Source organism: Oceanobacter sp. 4_MG-2023 (assembly GCF_030689165.1).
Lineage (GTDB): Bacteria > Pseudomonadota > Gammaproteobacteria > Pseudomonadales > Oceanobacteraceae > Oceanobacter.
Genome location: NZ_JAUYVV010000009.1, coordinates 37,100 through 54,205, shown reverse-complemented (window position 1 = coordinate 54,205; position 17,106 = coordinate 37,100). Strand labels below are relative to the sequence as shown.

General features: G+C 49.9%; 17 protein-coding genes. 9 read left to right on the top strand and 8 right to left on the bottom strand.

Annotated elements, in window-relative coordinates:
* Positions 1-15: 15 nt before the first annotated feature.
* The 3 genes from Q8W24_RS08530 to Q8W24_RS08520 all read right to left on the bottom strand — a co-directional run bounded on the left by Q8W24_RS08530 (position 16) and on the right by Q8W24_RS08520 (position 5,908).
* The gene (locus Q8W24_RS08530) at positions 16-1,419 is read right to left on the bottom strand and encodes a hypothetical protein (RefSeq protein WP_305475042.1); all 1,404 of its coding nucleotides are present in this window, start codon (positions 1,417-1,419) and stop codon (positions 16-18) included.
* Between the two features lie 142 nt (positions 1,420-1,561).
* Complete coding sequence (locus Q8W24_RS08525; protein WP_305475040.1) at positions 1,562-4,540, bottom strand: TonB-dependent receptor; 2,979 nt, start codon at positions 4,538-4,540, stop codon at positions 1,562-1,564.
* Positions 4,541-4,855: 315 nt separating this feature from the next.
* Positions 4,856-5,908 carry a DUF2333 family protein gene (locus tag Q8W24_RS08520; protein ID WP_368501383.1) on the bottom strand — a complete coding sequence of 351 codons (1,053 nt, stop codon included), beginning with the start codon at positions 5,906-5,908 and terminating at the stop codon, positions 4,856-4,858.
* A gap of 124 nt (positions 5,909-6,032) precedes the next feature.
* Between Q8W24_RS08520 and tsaA the strand changes: the two genes are divergently transcribed.
* A complete protein-coding gene (gene tsaA, locus Q8W24_RS08515) occupies positions 6,033-6,845 on the top strand; it encodes a tRNA (N6-threonylcarbamoyladenosine(37)-N6)-methyltransferase TrmO (RefSeq protein ID WP_305475038.1) in 813 nt (270 codons plus the stop codon).
* 163 nt (positions 6,846-7,008) lie between these two features.
* Here tsaA and Q8W24_RS08510 read toward each other — a convergent pair whose 3' ends face one another.
* Positions 7,009-7,572 (bottom strand): alkylphosphonate utilization protein, encoded by a 564-nt coding sequence (locus tag Q8W24_RS08510; RefSeq protein ID WP_303433439.1) that lies wholly within the window; start codon positions 7,570-7,572, stop codon positions 7,009-7,011.
* Between the two features lie 134 nt (positions 7,573-7,706).
* Between Q8W24_RS08510 and Q8W24_RS08505 the strand changes: the two genes are divergently transcribed.
* A complete protein-coding gene (locus tag Q8W24_RS08505) occupies positions 7,707-9,047 on the top strand; it encodes an RsmB/NOP family class I SAM-dependent RNA methyltransferase (protein WP_305475037.1) in 1,341 nt (446 codons plus the stop codon).
* A gap of 275 nt (positions 9,048-9,322) precedes the next feature.
* Complete coding sequence (locus Q8W24_RS08500) at positions 9,323-9,889, top strand: hypothetical protein (protein WP_305415411.1); 567 nt, start codon at positions 9,323-9,325, stop codon at positions 9,887-9,889.
* Between the two features lie 129 nt (positions 9,890-10,018).
* Here Q8W24_RS08500 and Q8W24_RS08495 read toward each other — a convergent pair whose 3' ends face one another.
* From Q8W24_RS08495 to Q8W24_RS08485, 3 genes are all read right to left on the bottom strand, one after another.
* Entirely contained in the window at positions 10,019-10,150 is a 132-nt protein-coding gene (locus Q8W24_RS08495) for a hypothetical protein (protein ID WP_303433444.1), read from the bottom strand.
* A gap of 53 nt (positions 10,151-10,203) precedes the next feature.
* A complete protein-coding gene (locus Q8W24_RS08490) occupies positions 10,204-10,395 on the bottom strand; it encodes a hypothetical protein (RefSeq protein ID WP_305475036.1) in 192 nt (63 codons plus the stop codon).
* 231 nt (positions 10,396-10,626) lie between these two features.
* Positions 10,627-11,184, bottom strand: a complete 558-nt coding sequence (locus Q8W24_RS08485) for a Spy/CpxP family protein refolding chaperone (RefSeq protein ID WP_305475035.1) — start codon at positions 11,182-11,184, stop codon at positions 10,627-10,629.
* 605 nt (positions 11,185-11,789) lie between these two features.
* Between Q8W24_RS08485 and Q8W24_RS08480 the strand changes: the two genes are divergently transcribed.
* From Q8W24_RS08480 to Q8W24_RS08465, 4 genes are all read left to right on the top strand, one after another.
* Positions 11,790-12,620 (top strand): BLUF domain-containing protein, encoded by an 831-nt coding sequence (locus Q8W24_RS08480; protein WP_305475033.1) that lies wholly within the window; start codon positions 11,790-11,792, stop codon positions 12,618-12,620.
* Positions 12,621-12,622: 2 nt separating this feature from the next.
* Complete coding sequence (locus Q8W24_RS08475; RefSeq protein WP_305415414.1) at positions 12,623-13,201, top strand: ATP/GTP-binding protein; 579 nt, start codon at positions 12,623-12,625, stop codon at positions 13,199-13,201.
* The gene (locus Q8W24_RS08470) at positions 13,188-13,568 is read left to right on the top strand and encodes a roadblock/LC7 domain-containing protein (RefSeq protein ID WP_303433452.1); all 381 of its coding nucleotides are present in this window, start codon (positions 13,188-13,190) and stop codon (positions 13,566-13,568) included. The genes Q8W24_RS08475 and Q8W24_RS08470 overlap by 14 nt, the downstream gene beginning before the upstream one ends.
* Before the next feature lie 61 nt (positions 13,569-13,629).
* Positions 13,630-13,992, top strand: a complete 363-nt coding sequence (locus tag Q8W24_RS08465; protein ID WP_303433453.1) for a hypothetical protein — start codon at positions 13,630-13,632, stop codon at positions 13,990-13,992.
* A gap of 101 nt (positions 13,993-14,093) precedes the next feature.
* On the opposite strand, the gene Q8W24_RS08460 is transcribed toward Q8W24_RS08465, so the two are convergent.
* Positions 14,094-14,381 carry a DUF3817 domain-containing protein gene (locus Q8W24_RS08460; RefSeq protein ID WP_305475031.1) on the bottom strand — a complete coding sequence of 96 codons (288 nt, stop codon included), beginning with the start codon at positions 14,379-14,381 and terminating at the stop codon, positions 14,094-14,096.
* Between the two features lie 238 nt (positions 14,382-14,619).
* On the opposite strand from Q8W24_RS08460, the gene Q8W24_RS08455 reads away from it, so the two are divergent.
* Together Q8W24_RS08455 and Q8W24_RS08450 are read left to right on the top strand one after the other, a co-directional pair.
* Positions 14,620-16,245 (top strand): NAD(P)/FAD-dependent oxidoreductase, encoded by a 1,626-nt coding sequence (locus Q8W24_RS08455; RefSeq protein ID WP_305475029.1) that lies wholly within the window; start codon positions 14,620-14,622, stop codon positions 16,243-16,245.
* Positions 16,246-16,368: 123 nt separating this feature from the next.
* Positions 16,369-16,794 (top strand): hypothetical protein, encoded by a 426-nt coding sequence (locus Q8W24_RS08450; RefSeq protein ID WP_303433458.1) that lies wholly within the window; start codon positions 16,369-16,371, stop codon positions 16,792-16,794.
* The last annotated feature ends 312 nt before the right edge of the window (positions 16,795-17,106 follow it).

The following is a 17,106-nucleotide window of genomic DNA, read 5'->3' as shown; positions in this document are numbered from 1 at the left end:
GCAGTAGCCAGATTATTAGTCTTCAAAAGCAGCTGGGATAACTTCGCTTGCCCAGAACCACCAGGCATTTTCAGCAGAGGTAACTGTCGGAGCAACAGCACCGATGTAGTTAGTCTCTACAAAGAAACCAGTGCTACCGTTAGCAGACTCATCCGTAGTAGCGGCGGCCAGAGTTGACTCAGAACCAGTTACTTCAAAAGCAGCGCCCAGTTCAACAGTGTCACTGGTAGACGTTGAAGACCAACCACTGATGTTGTCTTCTGTTGCTTCATCATCCAGACGCAAAATATTGCTTGCTTCAGTACCGGTGAATTCAACCAGAACGTTATCCAGAGTCACAGAAGTTTCTGGGTTAGCGATACGGAAAGCGCTGGCATAGTTATCAGCCGCTACTTTAGACAGAGTGCCTTGAGTACCGACTTTGGCGCGCATCAGGAATGAAGAACCTTCAGCGGCAGTCTGGAACGTGATGTTAGACAGCATTGGGTTAGAGACTGGCTCAGCGGTGTTAGACAGGCCAGCATTGTCTGCTTCGATGCCGTTATCGCCAGCGTTTGATACGCCTTGACGAACCAGAGCAAACTGGATGTTACCGCGGTAACCGTCATCCCAGTCGATAGATTCATCACCGTTATCAACCAGAATCAGGTTTTTAACGTTAACCGCACCACCAAAGAATTCAACACCGTCATCCGCGTTGCCATATACCATCACGTTTTCAATGCTGGTGCCGTAACCAACAGAGTGCATGGTGATACCGTTGACTTCTTGGTCTTCAGCAACTTCGTAGCCACCTTCAGCAACGATCAGGTACTGGATAGAACCGCTGTTGTCTGCATCGTCGTTACCGCCATGGAAACCGGTATCGGCTTCATCAGCAACGTTACAGACTTCAGGCATATCCGGGCCACAGTTGTTGTTCTTGGCGAAACCTTGCAGAACCAGACCACCCCATTCGCCTTGACCTTCCAGGTCATAATCTTCAGACGCCATCAGGATTGGAGCATCAGCTGTACCGTTGGCTTCGATGTTAGATCCACGAGAGATAATCAAAGAGCCACGACCAGAAGAGCGGAACTGAACGCCTGCATCGATAGTCAGAGTAACTTCTTCGACATCACTTACTGCAGAGATTTCATCAGCGCCGTTACCAACTGTAACGTAACCGTTCAGGCGATAAACGTATTCATCGGTCAGTGTGGCATCTTCAGAAATAGTGCCTGACAGGTTACAGATAGCCATATCTGTTCCATCGATGGTGTAAGTCTCATCAGACAAAGTGCCAACAGTGGCACAAACTTCAGAGCTATCGTCATTGCTGCTGTCACTATTGCTATCGCTATCGCTATCGCTACCACATGCAGTCAGAGCCAAGGCAGATACCGCTGTCAAAGCTACGAATAATTTATTCAGTTCCATGGTCTTTCCTTTAGATTTAGGCATACAAAAATTCAACGTCCACAAATTAACAACATTGCATGACATTTTTATTAAATAAACAGGCTGAAGATGAACCGAATATAGGAAAGCAACCATCTCCCCCCATACTCGGTTCAGTCGATCAGAACATCATGGACAATCCAATCGTTGCCTCACGACCTTTTTTATAAGAACGATAAACATTACCACTTTGGGTTAATTCAACTTCTTGATCCAGCAGGTTTTTAAGGCTGCCCTTGATCGTCATATCATTACCCAGGTCGTAATTCATATTAAAGTCAACTTCTGTACGCGGCTCTTGAATAACTTCAGGGCTGCTACTGCCTGCCAGTGTTGCCGAATACAATGATTCACCTTGATAATTGACGACAACGGTATATTCCAATCCATTTTCAAAATCGTCATAACCCGCTTGCACGTTAGCCAACATATCCGGCTGGCCTTGCATATCACGGGATTCACCCGAAATGGTCACTTCAGATTCCATAATCGACAGGTTACCTGAGACAAAAGTACTTGCTGCCATCAGTTCCATTTCTTTCCTGAAATCCATCTCCACGCCACTCACCGTACCGTCTTCCCCATTGCGGTATGAAAAGACTTCACCACCGGTCATCAAGGTTTTCTCAATCGGATTGTCAAACTCCTTGTGAAACAGAGCCAATGTGACGGACTCAGTTTCAGAGAAGTACCATTCACCACGCACATCGTAGTTCATGACATCAGCACTCACCAATTCGTCATAGCCGCGAATTGTGTCGCCTGTTTCAGGATCGGTGTATTGAGCGTTAGCCAATTCCCGGAAGTCCGGACGATTCTGGGTTTGATAAACAGCCAGACGCAACTGGGTATCTTCAGTAATAAATGCCGTACCACCCAGCGACAGAAAAACGTCGTTATTATCCAGCTTCGCCTTGATCGCCGAACCGGTACCCAAAGAATAGGTATTTACTTCGATGGAGGAATCTTCAATACGGAAACCAAGATTGGCTTTAAAGGTATCGAACTGATCAAATTCTGCACCCAAGTAATATGCCATATAATTCCAGGTCGCATCGTAATCACTGGAGGCCGATGAGTTATTCAGCAGATATGTATCACCCGCGGCGACAGTTTCATTAACAATTTCCTGAATATTCTGATTGCCTTCATAACCATCAGCAGTCGTGGATGTAGAAGAATAACCAAATTCCGTACCATCCGCATCACGCTCCCGGCTGAATACAGAAAAACCATATATTGCTTTCAATTCATATGAATCTTCAGATATCAACAGGCTTTCCACATTGGTGCCAAAATCGATATTGGTATCTGTCATTTCATTATAGCTGCGATCCAGAGTACTCCAATACAGCACATAGTCATCATCTCCCTCAGGAACCTGGAAGCTGTACGAACGACGATCAGGGTTATCCAGTGACGCCTGCGAGAAGGAAATCTGCCATTGCAGTGTGGAGTCAAGCAGTTCTGGCACATAATGATCGCCAGTAAATTGCTGGAACAGGAATTGACGCTCCAGCCAATCCATTTCGTATGAAAGAGACAGTCGATCCTGGTCACCACCAATACCGTCTTTTACCGTGGTTTCCGAATGCGTCTGACGCAGCAACAAGGTGTTACTGGCATACTCTGCATTACCGATGATAGCGCCCAGCGTCAAACCAAAACCCAGATTGATATCGTTTGATGTGCGCGCTACATCGTACGAATCATCGACCACAACACTATCGCCCGACAGTAAGTTCGTCGCGTCTTGGCGATCCTGGCTAGACCAGGTATTGGAATACTTTACCGATGCTTTATAGCCAAAGGTGAGATCATCGTTATCCACCAGCGTATTTCCCATGCTCAACTCAAGCGACAGGTCCGGCATGATGGTACGGCTTTCAGTAGCCAGATTTTCAGACATGGCCTCTGCAGCAGCAACACGATCACTACTGGAAGCTGTATCCGAATCATAGGATTCTAGCGACGCCGGGATTGCACGATCACCGTCGGCACCAAATCCAAGGAAATCCAATCCTTCCGACTGTTGCACAGTACGATCTTCCAGCGTCAAACCTTCGGTATAACCCAGGCTAGCGGAAAACTTTCCTTCAAATTCAGTCGGGAATTTTTTAGTGGTCAGCTTGACGATACTGCCAGTAGAGTCAGCATATACATCCGGAGTTGCGGTTTTCTGAACATCAATACCATCAAGAATCGAGGAAGGGAAAATATCCAGAGGCACAACACGACGGGAAGGATCAGGGCTTGGCAACGATGCGCCATTCAGCATAATGCTGGTATGACGTTCATTCAAACCGCGTGCAACCACATATTTGCCACCCGCAATCGTCACACCGGCAACACGTTTCAGTGCAGACGCCGCGTTTGAATCCCCAAAACGTGCCATCTGTTCAGAACCGATTGAATCCAGTACCGCCGAGGAATCACGCTCTTGCGCAGTCGTGGTTGAAGGAATGTAGGAACCAACAGCCACGACTTCTTCGATCACGCCGTTGCCCGACATACCCAGCGTCAGGTTAACGCCGGTGTTCACATTGGCCATCACTCGTACGTCACTGACGTCACGCTGGCCATAGTTCGGGTGAGCAATCGATACATCGTAGCTGCCCCGTGGTAATTCAAAGCTGAAGTAACCATCTTCATCAGTCACTACCGCCATATCTGTTCCGGACAACGAGATGCTGGCACCCGCCACAGCACCACCGGTTTCTTCTGATTCCAGATAACCTGAAATCTGCCCTAACGCCGGTACTTCTTCTTGTCCTGGCGTGTAAACAAAGACGTCTTCCAGCGCTTCACCACCCAGAACATCTATCTGGATTTCGGCATTTTGATCAACACTCTCGGTACTGAACTCAAACTCACCGAGCCATTCGCCATACTTGGACAGTTCGACACTGTGAGTACCGCTGTTGATATCAAAACTGACAAAACCGGTTTTACCGATCAATTGCTTTTGTCCATCAACACTGACTGCTACATCACGGATGGATGCACCGTCTTCGGTGATATAAAACACGGCTTCACCAGCCATCACTTGAGAAATGAATAGCGTTGACGCTGCGGTAAGCAACACTCGAGTCGGTTTCATTGAGCCCCCTGAAGGATTTTAAGATATTAAGTTCGGGGGAGGTCTGATCTGCCGACAACGAACGCCAACAACCGATTAAGGTTGCAACATTGTTTCGGTGATAAACGGCAAGCAAACAAGCACCCGCACCCTATTTTCAGGCTGCAGTATGTTTCTGTAATATTTCAAAAAGGTTGCTTGAATATGACACTTGTGTGACAGGCACATTGGCAGGCGGAAGCCGGGGGGTAAACGGAGAGGATAAAACGATAAGCAAACATAAAGCAAAACAGCCAGACCCTGACAGGTCTGACTGCTTGTCAGCTCACAGAACCATCAGCCCTGGGACAGCAGCTCCCGCAAGTCGGCAATCGCCGCATTGGCCCGAGAGATATAAGATGCCATCACCAGTGAGTGGTTGGCAAACAAACCAAAACCGCTGCCATTCAGAATCACTGGAGACCAGATGGGTTCTTGCGTACCTTCCAGCTCACGAATGATTTGACGCAGGCTCACCAGCGCATTTTTCTTTTCCAGTACGTCGTTAAAATCCACTTCGATCGCCCGTAATAAATGAGACAAGGCCCAAGCCGTTCCACGGGTTTCATAAAAGACGTCGTCAATCTTATGCCACGGGGTTTTTACTTCCTGATCGTAGTCGTTCGGGGTTGCCTGGCGGGCCGCCGTATCACCGGCCAAATCAGTATTCAGGCGACGTTTGCCAACCGATGCACTGAGGCGCTGCGACAAACTGCCGAGACGGGTCTCAACGTCCATCAGCCATTGCCGGAGATTGTCAGAGCGGGCATAAAACTGGGCCGTTTGTTCGTTCGGGTCAGACAAACGCTGCAAGTAGGCTTCCAGCGCTTTCAGACCACGGCCGTATTCCGACTCGGTAGACGGCACTGCCCAGCTGTCACTGTCGAAATTCAGTTGTGGTTCCGCGATGGCCAGATCCTTGTCTTCGGTCGACTGGCTCTGGGAGCGGCTGAAATCCTTGCGGAGCGCCCGGGAAAAATCCCGTACCTGCACCAACACACCAAATTCCCAGTTGGGAATATTATCGAGCCAGAGACCCGGAGGAAAAATGTCGTTACTCAAATACCCCCCCGACTTATGCAACAGGGTGTCGGTAATGGTGATCAGGGTACTGGTGGTGGTGAAGCCGATCACCGGTGTCACGCCCATGGCTTCGGCACGGGTATTGGCGGATTCCCTGACGGCAAAGGCATCGGGTTCATTACTCCAGATAAACCCCAGCACCACAGACAACAACAAACAGACCGCCAACAATACCAATATACCGGTACGCCAGGCACCACCATCCGACCACCAATTTTGCAGACGTGCTGTCAGAGACGAAACGCCTGGTTCTGCTTGCTCACTCATTCAACCGTATCCTGTATTCAGTCCAACATCAGCTCTCTGAAAGCGGAGAGCGCTATGGCCAATTTAACCATGTTCCCCCGCGACTTCACATGCTCATTGTCATGGGCCTGCAAGGATAACAACCATGACAATCACTGCAACGCAACAAGCCACCCGATATACTGACATTTTGCTCCGCAAGGGGCCGCTGCAGCCGAGACATCACAGCACCATGTATTCTTTATCACCCGTTGCCATTGCCCATACGCCATTCCGTGAAAAATTTGCCATCCCGAGGCAGCCCATGCTGGCACCGGCTGCCCGGGGAGAAATCACCCTGCTGCCACCATTTGATGATCCGCTGGCATTCGATGGCCTTGAGCAAGTCAGTCATGTCTGGCTGATTTTCCTGTTCCACCAGGCCATGGCAGCACCGGGCAGTACGCCTCGAATGCGGGTTCGTCCACCGCGTCTGGGCGGCAACAGCAAACTCGGCGTATTTGCGACCCGCAGCAGCCATCGCCCCAATGCCATTGGTCAATCCCTGGTCAAAATCGAGCAGATCAACGCCACAACCCTGACCGTCAGCGGAGTCGACTTGCTGGATCGGACTCCCATTATCGACATCAAACCCTATGTCCCTTATGCCGATCATATCGATCAGGCCTGGAATCATATTGCCGCCGATGCCCCTGAACCCATTCAGGTGCACTGGGACACCGACGCCCTGGCAACGGCCCAACAACTGCAGCAACACAGCGGCAACCCCCTGGTCGATCTGATTGAACAATGCCTCAGCCAAGACCCCAAACCGGCGTATCAGCAACCAGCGCCTGAGCGTCAATACGGCACTCGGCTATGGGATATAGAAGTGGGCTGGTATTACCCGACAAGTGGCTGTATTTGTATTAACCGAATTCAGCCTGTGATTGAGCTGAATACGCCGGCAGGAAAATGATTCAATCAGTGACGGGGCTGCCCAGCAGCAAACAGAAGAGATAATACGCAGAGACTATAAGAGACTATTAAAGGATAAAGGAACGAACATAACACACCGACGAGGCCCAGCCCCGTCGGTGATTTGCTTTTGGCCCACAGGGCGCAAACATTGGGGTGGGGTATCAGGATTTTTTGCAGTAAGCCGCAATAATCACAATCCGCTGGCCATTTACACGACCTTCAATGTGCTTGGGATTATCGCTTAACGAAATCCCTCGTACCGCGGTGCCGCGTTTCGCCGTCATACTGGTACCTTTGACATCCAGATCCTTGATCAGTGTCACGTTGTCGCCGGCCGCCAGGGCCACACCATTCACATCCAGGGTTGGCTCCTCATCCTCAGCGGCTGCTCCGGCTTCGGCCCACTTGCGGGTATCGTCTTCCAGATACAGCATGTCCATCAGATCCTGGGCCCAGGTCTCGGTGCTCAAGCGCTTCAGCATGCGGTAAGCCATCACCTGAACCACCGGCACCTGACTCCACATGCTGTCGTTCAGGCAACGCCAGTGATTCTGATCCAGTTCGGCCCCTTCAATCTGCGCCAGACAGTGAGGACACAACAGAATATGGTTATCCGACGACGCCAGCTCTTGCGGCGGCACTGCCCACGGCGACAGATCATCTGTCGCACCGCATAATTCACAGCTGTGGTTGCTACGTTCCAGCAAAGTATGCTCAATGCTCATCGGATTACCCCTTCAGAAAAAGCGGGCATTATGCCTTATGAAAACGGGATTACCAGCGAACACACAAAACAGCACAACGATCACCGTATATTCGGGTAAACTGGGCACTGATTTTTTACAGCTGTGAACGCCGAATGACCCACCAGGATACTTTTCTGATTACCTACTCCGACCTGCTGACCGTTTGGCAGGACTGGCTGGATACCATCCCTCACCCGCCGCTTGACCGCTGGCTGAAGCAACGCGCCAAATACCAGAAGCGTTATCACGGTGGTTACCGCATGGCGATCGACAACGCCATGATGGACGCCATGCGTTATCGCCAACTGGCCGACGCGCTGGAGCATAGCTTCCAGGACCCGGGGTTCGACGACTGGGTCGGATGGGATCAATCCTGGTCGCCGAATGACACCACCGAGGCCGACCCGCAACATTTCTGGTACTGGCTGCAGTTACGCAATGAAGCCGACTGGCGTCTGCCGGAAATCGCCCAGCAAAAAGCCCGCCGCGAGCATTTTGCCGAATTCAGCCAACGGGTGGCGCAGTCTGCAGACAACGCCCTGTTTCTGTTATGGCATGGTCTGCGTCCAGGCTGGGAACCGGCGCTCAAACGTCGGGCCGAAAAATCCGGCTGGAGCGACGACACCCTGCAGCACTGGATTGAACAACAAACCCGCCGACCACCACTGTGGTTGCGTCAGGTCGCCAGTAAAACCAGTGCCGATGATGAATCACTCGAACGGGCACTGAAACGTGATGGCGTCATCGTCCGTCAGTACCCTGTCAGCCTGGATGGCCAGACCCATACCGTTCACGCTGCCGAAGGCGGCAATGACGTCACCCGCAGTGATGCCTTCAAAGCCGGCAGAGTTGAAATCCAGGATGCTGCCAGCCAGTTGATCTGTGAGCTGGTTGATGTCCAGCCAGGACAGAAAATCTGGGATGCCTGTGCCGGAGCCGGTGGCAAAACCCTGACACTGGCTTCTGCGCTGGGTAAAAAAGGCGCGGTGATTGCCACGGATTTGCACCAGTACAAGCTCGATGAATTAAAAAAACGCGCCAAACGCGCCGCCATCGCCAATATCCGCAACTTTGTCTGGGATGGCGAAGCACCGCTGCGCCTGCCCATCGAGATTGCCCGCCAACAAGGCTTTGACCGTATTCTGGTTGACGCTCCCTGTACCAATGCCGGTACCTGGCGCCGCAATCCGGACGCGCGCTGGCGTCTGACGCCAGACAACACCAAAGAACTGCATCTATTACAGTTCAACCTGCTCGACCGTGCCGCCAAAGCACTGCGTGCCAGCGGCCGCTTGATCTACGCCACTTGCAGCTGGCAAGTGGAAGAAAACGAAAGCGTCTGTCATCGTTTTCTCGAAGCCAATCCAGACTTTGTGTTGGTCAAACAGACACTGCTGGGTGCTCCTGGCATCGATAGCGATACCATGTTTTGCGCGGTTTTCAGCAAAGCCTGATATCCCTGACAGTGACGGGCCACTGGCCCGTCACTGTCAATCAACACGTCCTCGCAGCAACTCAAACCCTCCTGCTCCACCGCTTGCCAGCACGGTATCACATACTCTGCAGCTGCCATGCCTGGCAACAGCGCCTCACCACCATTAATACCTGATCGACATCCAATCCAGTACCCAAGCAGCATGGTAATCCCCTGACTGCCCGATACACTGCCCAGACTGTTCATATATCGCACAATAATAACAACGCAAGCGACGCCCCTGCAGGAGGTTGTATGTTGCAACAAGCCAGAGCATTTATTTTGATGAGTTTCCTCATCATCACGACGGTTTATATCCCCGGAGCTTACGCAAACGCTCTGGATGGTGAAAAAACCATTTTCCTGATCGATAAAAAAGGCAATGCCATCGATATTGGTCGGGTGACGTTTGATACCAGCGGCACACAGATCAGCTATCAGCTGCAGCGGCACCATGACAAGTTCAAGGACTTTTTCCTCTCCATGAAAGAGATGAAATGCCTCGAAGGGCCAGAACTGATGTGCCATCTGTCGTACCCCTACACCCAGCCCCATACCCTGACCCCGGACAACCTTGTCTGGCTCTCCCACGACCTGCTGTTTATGTATAAACAGCCAGCGGAGTTTGGTGCCAACTTCTGGAACGGTATTTATTACGACTTGCGGATTGAAGACGGAATCATCAAGGGAACAGCACAAGCCGTGGATTTGAACCTGCTGGCTTCTCCCCCGGACAACCTCGATATTCCGCCCATCAGCGCAGCAGAACGTGATGAAACAGACCCCAAATCACGCTGGCTGCCTTATCTTGAGATTCGCTAGCGAGGGCGCTAATGGATTGCTTTCCCCCAAAACTCAGAACCCCGCACAAGGCGGGGTTCTGTCACCGCCAGACTGGCAGTGTCGCGGTCACGTCCATGGCAGGCTAAACGGCCATGACGATCACGGATATCAAGCGGCTTTTTTCAGCTGCTTTTTCAGTTGCTTCAGTTTGCCTTCATGCTTGGCAACTTTGGCTTTGCGTGCCTTGATCGCTTTCTTCAGGCTAACGACTTTTTTGGATACGTTGGTTTTCTTGCTCATACTTATCGCTCCTGTCAGTACTACTGACTGATATTGTTACGCGTGAATTATCTTCAATCGTGGATGTTTTCTCGTACAAACGTACGAATAAACCGGCGGATCTCTCGGGCTGCACTGGTATCCAGCTCTTCGCAAAGACTGATGAATTCATCCCGCTCTGCGCTGCTGATACGAATAAGCAGTTGGGCATCTTTCTTACTTGCCTTACGCCTGGCAGGCTTGTTATCCGTTTCATCTACAGCCATGGAAATCCCCTCACGTCCAAAGATAGCAATAGTATATACAAAATATATCTTTTAGATATGCTTTTATTGGTACTGACATACACAACCATCACAGTGGCTTGAAAAGCCCAAACTGCCGATCTGGATTGATAGAGGGGTGATACAGAAGGATGTATTGCAGATGTGGTACGAAGCAAACAAGCTCCACGCGCAGGCGTGGAGCCAAATCAGAAAAGCCCAGAGACTAAGCCATTAGCCGCGAGCACCATGATGACGCTCTTCCTTCAATTGCTGACGCTGTTCAGTAGTCAACAAAGACACCATGCTGGTTTTGGCCTGAACACCAATCATGAACATTTCCTGGTACAGCTCAGCCAGCTCTTCGTAGGCTTTGTTGATGGCTTTTGCATCAAACTTATCGGCCTCGCGCAAATCACGAATCTTGTTGTGCGCATCCATCATTTTACCAGTCACAGCCCAACGATCTTTCTGCATGCTATCGCGGATATCCCGAATATCGTCACGTTGCTTATCCGTCAAGTCGAGGCCACGAAACGCCAATTTGTACCGTCCGTCCATGCGTTCCATGCCCTGGCCCATACCCATACCCATACCCATACCGTCTTGATCGCGACGATGCATTCCAAAACCACCACTTCTTTCGTCAACGCAAGCCTGGCCATCCTTCATGCCCTTGGCTTTATCTGGTCGGTCATCAGCCGCTATCGCCATGATCGATGTGGTGCCCAGCAAAATAGCCAGCATGCCACCAGCAACTGCTTTACGAGAGTTCGTTAAAATATGTGTCATGATTATCTCCTGTCGATTCCTTGCTCCTGTTGGAGCTCATGGCTGAATGATTCAAATCATCAGCGTTGTACCGAGTATAGGAAATAATCAGCTGTTAAAAATGACACCAGGACAGGTATTGCACAGCTTTGCACCGTTACACAGTACATGGCAATTCCCTGACACTTTGGCTTTTTAATTGGGAACTATCTCCAAGCAGAGCAGTCCAGCCATTACTACTCCGTAGAAGTAGATATAAGGGAAATTTATCCGAAGTATCGGAACCTTCCTGACTATTAATAAGTATCTCAATGAGTACCTGCCAACCAACCCCAAAACCGGTTGATGCCTGATGCAATGGCTGCTAGCATCAAAAAATCACAGCAGACCGAAGCACCGCGCAACGATTTTTAAAGTCTGCATCCAGCTACCCAACTATCTTTAAAGGAGTAATAACCATTTATAATGTAATGACTTAAGGGAGAGTAAGTTCATTCAGGAGCAGTGACCATGATCAATCAGCCTTAGATATCGCATAGCACCACGTGTTTATAGCAGTCATGCCATAGTCAATGGCCCATAAGTGATCGTTCAAATAGCCTACAAAGGAAAGGTGGTCAAATATTATGAAGCGAATTGGATGCATAGGAACCCTTCAGACCGGGGCTTTTGACAATCACTCAGCCTATATTCTCGATATATTCAACGAACTAAGATCGTACAGATTGTCACATGAGTCAAATGGTATATTTATTGCTTTTGATGATAATTTCCTCCTGATTCTTGAAGGCAACCCTGACAGTTTAGCCACCAACCTGTATCGAATCCGGCGTGACCATCGTATTAAATATATTTCCATTTTGTTCAATCAGAATATCAACAAGGTAATATTTACTCATTGGCGATTGAAGTTTTTTGACAAGCAATCTGAAGCCCATGCTGACTATCTTTTCAATCTCAGGAAAAAAGTCATTCCTTCTATCACTCTTGGCTCACCAGAAGATCAGCTTATTTTTGATACTTTTTTCCCCTCAGCCAAACCACCCGAACCTCCAGAACATTCGCATCCCAGTATATCTGAAGCGGCTCCTCTTGCCTGTACTAAGTCGCCACAATCACCCGCCAGTATTGATTTTGAACATAAATTATTGAGTCTTTCAGCCTGGCCAAAACCGACCCAGTTACAACTCACGCCCCCCATCATGAAAACCTGCAGTTTATTAAGTCATCATAAGATTTCCTATCAGACCTTATACAACAAGGGTATCTGGGCATCGGAACCCGAGCTGAAAGCATTACTGTCGGCACTCATCAAGCTGGGGGTCCTGATCGTCAATGAAGCACCAGCAGAACAACACCTCAAGGTAGCTGAAAAATCTGTTAGCCAGCCCGCCCCACTGGATCGTTTTGGTTCACTGATGAAGCGCTTTCTAACCAGTTCCCGCAAGGCGATGTAAAGATGGATCGAATTTATAAAAAACTGGCAATTGTTGGCGAAGTAGGCGCTGGAAAGACCCAGATCATCCAAACCATCAGTGAAATTTCACCCTTCGCTACTGAAGCCCGCTCCAGCGTCGATATTGGTAAAGAGTTTACAACCGTTGGCATCGACTACGGCCGCCTGTCACTCGATGAACAGACCGCTCTTGGTTTATATGGACTACCAGGACAAAAGCGCTTCAGCATGCTGTGGAATATGGTTCGCAATGGCCTATGGGGATTATTTATCCTGGTAAAATACGGTGACGGCCTTAACCTGGAGGAACTCGACCAGATTCTCACCTTTTTCCAGCCAGGCCAGACCAAAACGCCACTGATTATCGGTATCAGTCACTGTGAACAGGCTCCAACTGATGATATGGAAGTATTAATCGATTATATTGAACATGTTTTATCCAAACATCAACTGGTTGCCCCTATCATTCCGGTAGACCCTCGAGACAAGGAGTCTTCATTGTTATTATTGGAAATATTCTTGTCGCTTCAAATAGATGAAGAATGTATAACAACAGAGGCCAACCCCAATGATGATTTCTGACAATTTACATCAAAAAATAAAAGCAATATTCTCAGAACACTTGGCAAGACACAGTGAGATAGAATGCCTCTGTCTGTCTACACTCGATGGCTTTCCTGTTATCAACATTCTCAAAAATGGCATATCATTTGAAGCCGATACCATGGCTGCAGCCTCCAGCACCCTTTACTCCGTCAGTAATGCAGTTGCACGCCAAATTTTATCCAAGCCGTTTCAGACAGCATTCATTGAGTCTGACAATGGAAATATCATATTTACATCCTTAACGATCCAAGAAAATGATTATATATTGACAGCTTCTGCAACAGACAGCATGAACATTGGCCAATTGAGAGCAATTATAAAACGAATTGAAATCAGAGAGTAACAATCGCCATATAGAATATTTTAGAGCACCACACATCATAAAATACGATAAGGAGATCCATATGTTAACGATCAGTGATACCGTCAACGGCATGGCAAATATTGACGGTGCAATGGGAGCTGCCGTAGTCGATTACACATCAGGCATGCTATTGGGCAGTGCCGGCAGTGGCGTCGACCTGGAATTGGCTGCCGCAGGCAACAGTGAAGTAGTCAAAGCCAAGTTAAAAGTGATGGCCAGCCTGGGGGTCCAAGGAAGAATTGAAGATATTCTGATCACGCTGGAGAGCCAGTTACATATTATTTGCCCCAGCATCAGCAACGAAGGGCTGTTCCTCTACCTGGTACTGAACAAAAGTACCTCCAACCTGGCACTTGCTCGCCGCAAGGTGCATGACCTGGAAAAGCAACTGCAACGTATCTGACCATACCGGTACCGTAGTCATACGGTAATCCGTCTCTGGCGCAGCCCTTGAACGAGACCGCTGCGCCAGATCATATCCGAATCACCCCCTGTTGCTGCAGGCTAGGAAGCAGCTACCGGGCGCACCGCTTGTTTACGTAAAAAGAGTTCAACCGGAATAAAAGCAAAGGGGATCAAAGAAGCCAGCAACACCAGCACCCAAACACCAACTGACCACTGTTGCCTATTGACTACCAGCAGCGAGCAGACCATGTACAGCATAAACAACACGCCGTGTGTCATCCCTAACAGAGAGACATAATCACGTGAAATCAGCCCCAGAGTGACACTCAAGATTACCAGATACGACAATCCTTCCAGCAAGCTGACCGTACGAAAAAAAGACAACATAACAACACCTTATAATGTAATGCGCCCATGCTCTTTGGTTCGCCGGAAAATTTCAACCTCTGAATGGATACGATCCGCCAACGTCGTTCTGGCAGCCTTGTGAATCCATGGGATCGCTCCGCTTTTCAGCGAATAGGCCAAGGGCATTTCTGGTCGCCCAAGCGCAGATTTTTACACCATTTTGACGTAAAATTTCGACCTTTAATGCCAACCTATTCTTTGAGTACACCCATTCCCCATGATACGACTGTCCAATATCCAGCTTCCCCTAGATCACGATGATGCGGCTTTGGAAGACGCCATATTATCGCTGTTGAATATACCGGCAGAGCAGTTACTTGGGTTTCAGATCTTTCGTCGTGGCTACGATGCCCGCAAAAAAACCAGAATCCGCCTGATCTATACACTGGATGTAGACGTACAAAACGAAACCGGGCTACTGGCAACCTTCGCCGATCACCAACAGGTCAAAGCGACACCTGATCTGGACTATCACCCGGTTGCCCAGGCACCGGCGTCTCTGGATGAACGGCCTGTCATTATCGGCTTTGGCCCCGCCGGGTTACTCGCCGGTCTGGTGTTGGCACAAATGGGTTACAAGCCACTGATTCTGGAACGAGGCAAAGAAGTCCGCGAACGCACCAAGGATACGTTCGGTTTTTGGCGCAAGCGGGAGTTGAATACCGAATCCAACGTCCAGTTTGGTGAAGGAGGTGCCGGGACATTTTCAGATGGCAAACTTTATAGCCAGGTCAAAGACCCCAAACAGTACAGCCGCAAGGTACTGCAAGAATTTGTTGCTGCCGGAGCACCAGAAGAAATCCTCTACGTCAGCAAGCCTCATATCGGCACTTTCCGGCTGGTCTCCATGGTTGAGCAAATGCGCGCCAGCATCCTTGAGCTCGGCGGCGAAATACGTTTCAGCGCCCGGGTGGATGACCTGCACATTGACGACGGCCAGGTAACGGGCGTTACATTGGCCAGTGGTGAGCGGATCAATGCCCGCCATATTGCCCTTGCCGTTGGCCATAGCGCCCGTGATACCTTTGAAATGCTGCTGAATCGGGGGGTGTATATCGAAGCCAAACCCTTCTCTGTAGGATTTCGCATCGAGCACGAACAATCCGTCATCGACAAGGCCCGCTTTGGTCCGAACGCAGGTAACCCGATTCTTGGCGCTGCCGATTACAAACTGGTACACCATTGCAAGAACGGCCGCTCAGTCTACAGCTTTTGTATGTGCCCTGGTGGCACCGTTGTCGCCGCCACATCGGAAGAAAACCGTGTCGTTACCAATGGCATGAGCCAGTATTCCCGTAACGAGCGTAATGCCAACAGTGCCGTCGTCGTCGGCATCGATCCTTCTGATTATCCTGGCGGCCCACTGGCGGGAATCGAGTTCCAGCGACAACTGGAAAGCCATGCCTATGTCATGGGCGGCAGTAACTACGATGCTCCCGCACAAACCGTTGGCGCGTTTTTGCGCGGCGAAAAACCGGCCCGACTCGGTACCGTACAACCCTCTTTCAAACCAGGCATCAAGCTGACGGATTTATCCGAAGCGTTACCGGACTTCTGCATCGATGCAATCCGCGAAGCCATTCCGGAATTCAACAAGAAAATCAAAGGGTTTTCATTCGATGGCGCCCTGCTTACCGGAGTAGAAACCCGAACGTCCGCTCCCATCAGCATCAAGCGCGATAACGAGACATTACAAAGCATCAATACTCAGGGATTGTTCCCAAGTGGAGAAGGGGCAGGCTATGCCGGTGGTATTATGTCAGCCGCTATCGACGGCATTAAAGTTGCTGAAGCCATGGCCCTCAGCATCAATCAGGCGCAAGCAGCGCCCACCAAAAACTAACATGCGTTAGTAATCATATCAGAGGCCAGAAACAGGATATTTTATCTGTTCCGGCCCTCTGCTGTTGGTCATTTTCCCTGCTATGATATGCCTCCTTCCTATACTCCCCGCAGGATATTGTTCATGGCTACTCTGATGCAAATTCCGTTGGCATCTGCCGAAAAAGAACTGGCGCTCAACGGCGTCTGTAGTTATCACATTGAAGGTGAAACCCTCTACCTGGATGTTGCCGAGGTGGCCAGCCGCCGCAGTGCCGACAGCGTCAGCGGTGGATTGGTACTGGAAATATGGGCCCTGGAATCGGATTATCGCGGCGGTGATTTCTCCGGTTACCTGATTGCCAGCCAACCACTGGGAAGTCTCGACGGGCAACATTGTTTTCGCAATTGCTCTGCCTCCTTGCCAATGCAAATGCCAACCGAAGGGATCTGGACCATCGTACTGATGTTGCGTGAATCCATGCCTGAAGGTCTGGTCACTCGTGACTATATTAATTTTGCCCAGCAAGTACTGGCAGAATGCAAAATGACGCTGAGTTTGTGCAGCTGATTTGAAATTTGAAGATCTACGCTCCCGGGAGCCACTCCCGGGACTGCATTACCAGGCGGATTCACCGAACCCCACTCGCCATCGTCGCTAGCACCACGATCCAAACACCACGATCCAAACACCACGATCCAAACACCACGATCCAAACACCACGATCCAAACACCACGATCTATATGTATCGCAGCCTGCTGCCGACTGCCCAGTCAGGATAACGGTGGGATCTGTTCGTACTGCCGTTCGTACTGCCTATTGATATGGTCTGCGCCACCCTGTTGTGGCATTCACAAAAAGACACAAAGCTGATCACAAAA

Bases quoted from the DNA above. Each gene is read 5' to 3' on its own strand.
- Q8W24_RS08485 (WP_305475035.1), bottom strand. From the start codon at position 11,184: ATGACACATATTTTAACGAACTCTCGTAAAGCAGTTGCTGGTGGCATG.
- Q8W24_RS08510 (WP_303433439.1), bottom strand. From the start codon at position 7,572: ATGAGCATTGAGCATACTTTGCTGGAACGTAGCAACCACAGCTGTGAA.
- Q8W24_RS08495 (WP_303433444.1), bottom strand. From the start codon at position 10,150: ATGAGCAAGAAAACCAACGTATCCAAAAAAGTCGTTAGCCTGAAGAAA.
- Q8W24_RS08450 (WP_303433458.1), top strand. From the start codon at position 16,369: ATGGCTACTCTGATGCAAATTCCGTTGGCATCTGCCGAAAAAGAACTG.
- Q8W24_RS08500 (WP_305415411.1), top strand. From the start codon at position 9,323: ATGTTGCAACAAGCCAGAGCATTTATTTTGATGAGTTTCCTCATCATC.
- Q8W24_RS08470 (WP_303433452.1), top strand. From the start codon at position 13,188: ATGATGATTTCTGACAATTTACATCAAAAAATAAAAGCAATATTCTCA.
- Q8W24_RS08525 (WP_305475040.1), bottom strand. From the start codon at position 4,540: ATGAAACCGACTCGAGTGTTGCTTACCGCAGCGTCAACGCTATTCATT.
- Q8W24_RS08520 (WP_368501383.1), bottom strand. From the start codon at position 5,908: ATGAGTGAGCAAGCAGAACCAGGCGTTTCGTCTCTGACAGCACGTCTG.
- Q8W24_RS08455 (WP_305475029.1), top strand. From the start codon at position 14,620: ATGATACGACTGTCCAATATCCAGCTTCCCCTAGATCACGATGATGCG.
- Q8W24_RS08465 (WP_303433453.1), top strand. From the start codon at position 13,630: ATGTTAACGATCAGTGATACCGTCAACGGCATGGCAAATATTGACGGT.
- Q8W24_RS08475 (WP_305415414.1), top strand. From the start codon at position 12,623: ATGGATCGAATTTATAAAAAACTGGCAATTGTTGGCGAAGTAGGCGCT.
- Q8W24_RS08490 (WP_305475036.1), bottom strand. From the start codon at position 10,395: ATGGCTGTAGATGAAACGGATAACAAGCCTGCCAGGCGTAAGGCAAGT.
- Q8W24_RS08505 (WP_305475037.1), top strand. From the start codon at position 7,707: ATGACCCACCAGGATACTTTTCTGATTACCTACTCCGACCTGCTGACC.
- Q8W24_RS08530 (WP_305475042.1), bottom strand. From the start codon at position 1,419: ATGGAACTGAATAAATTATTCGTAGCTTTGACAGCGGTATCTGCCTTG.
- Q8W24_RS08480 (WP_305475033.1), top strand. From the start codon at position 11,790: ATGAAGCGAATTGGATGCATAGGAACCCTTCAGACCGGGGCTTTTGAC.
- Q8W24_RS08460 (WP_305475031.1), bottom strand. From the start codon at position 14,381: ATGTTGTCTTTTTTTCGTACGGTCAGCTTGCTGGAAGGATTGTCGTAT.
- tsaA (WP_305475038.1), top strand. From the start codon at position 6,033: ATGACAATCACTGCAACGCAACAAGCCACCCGATATACTGACATTTTG.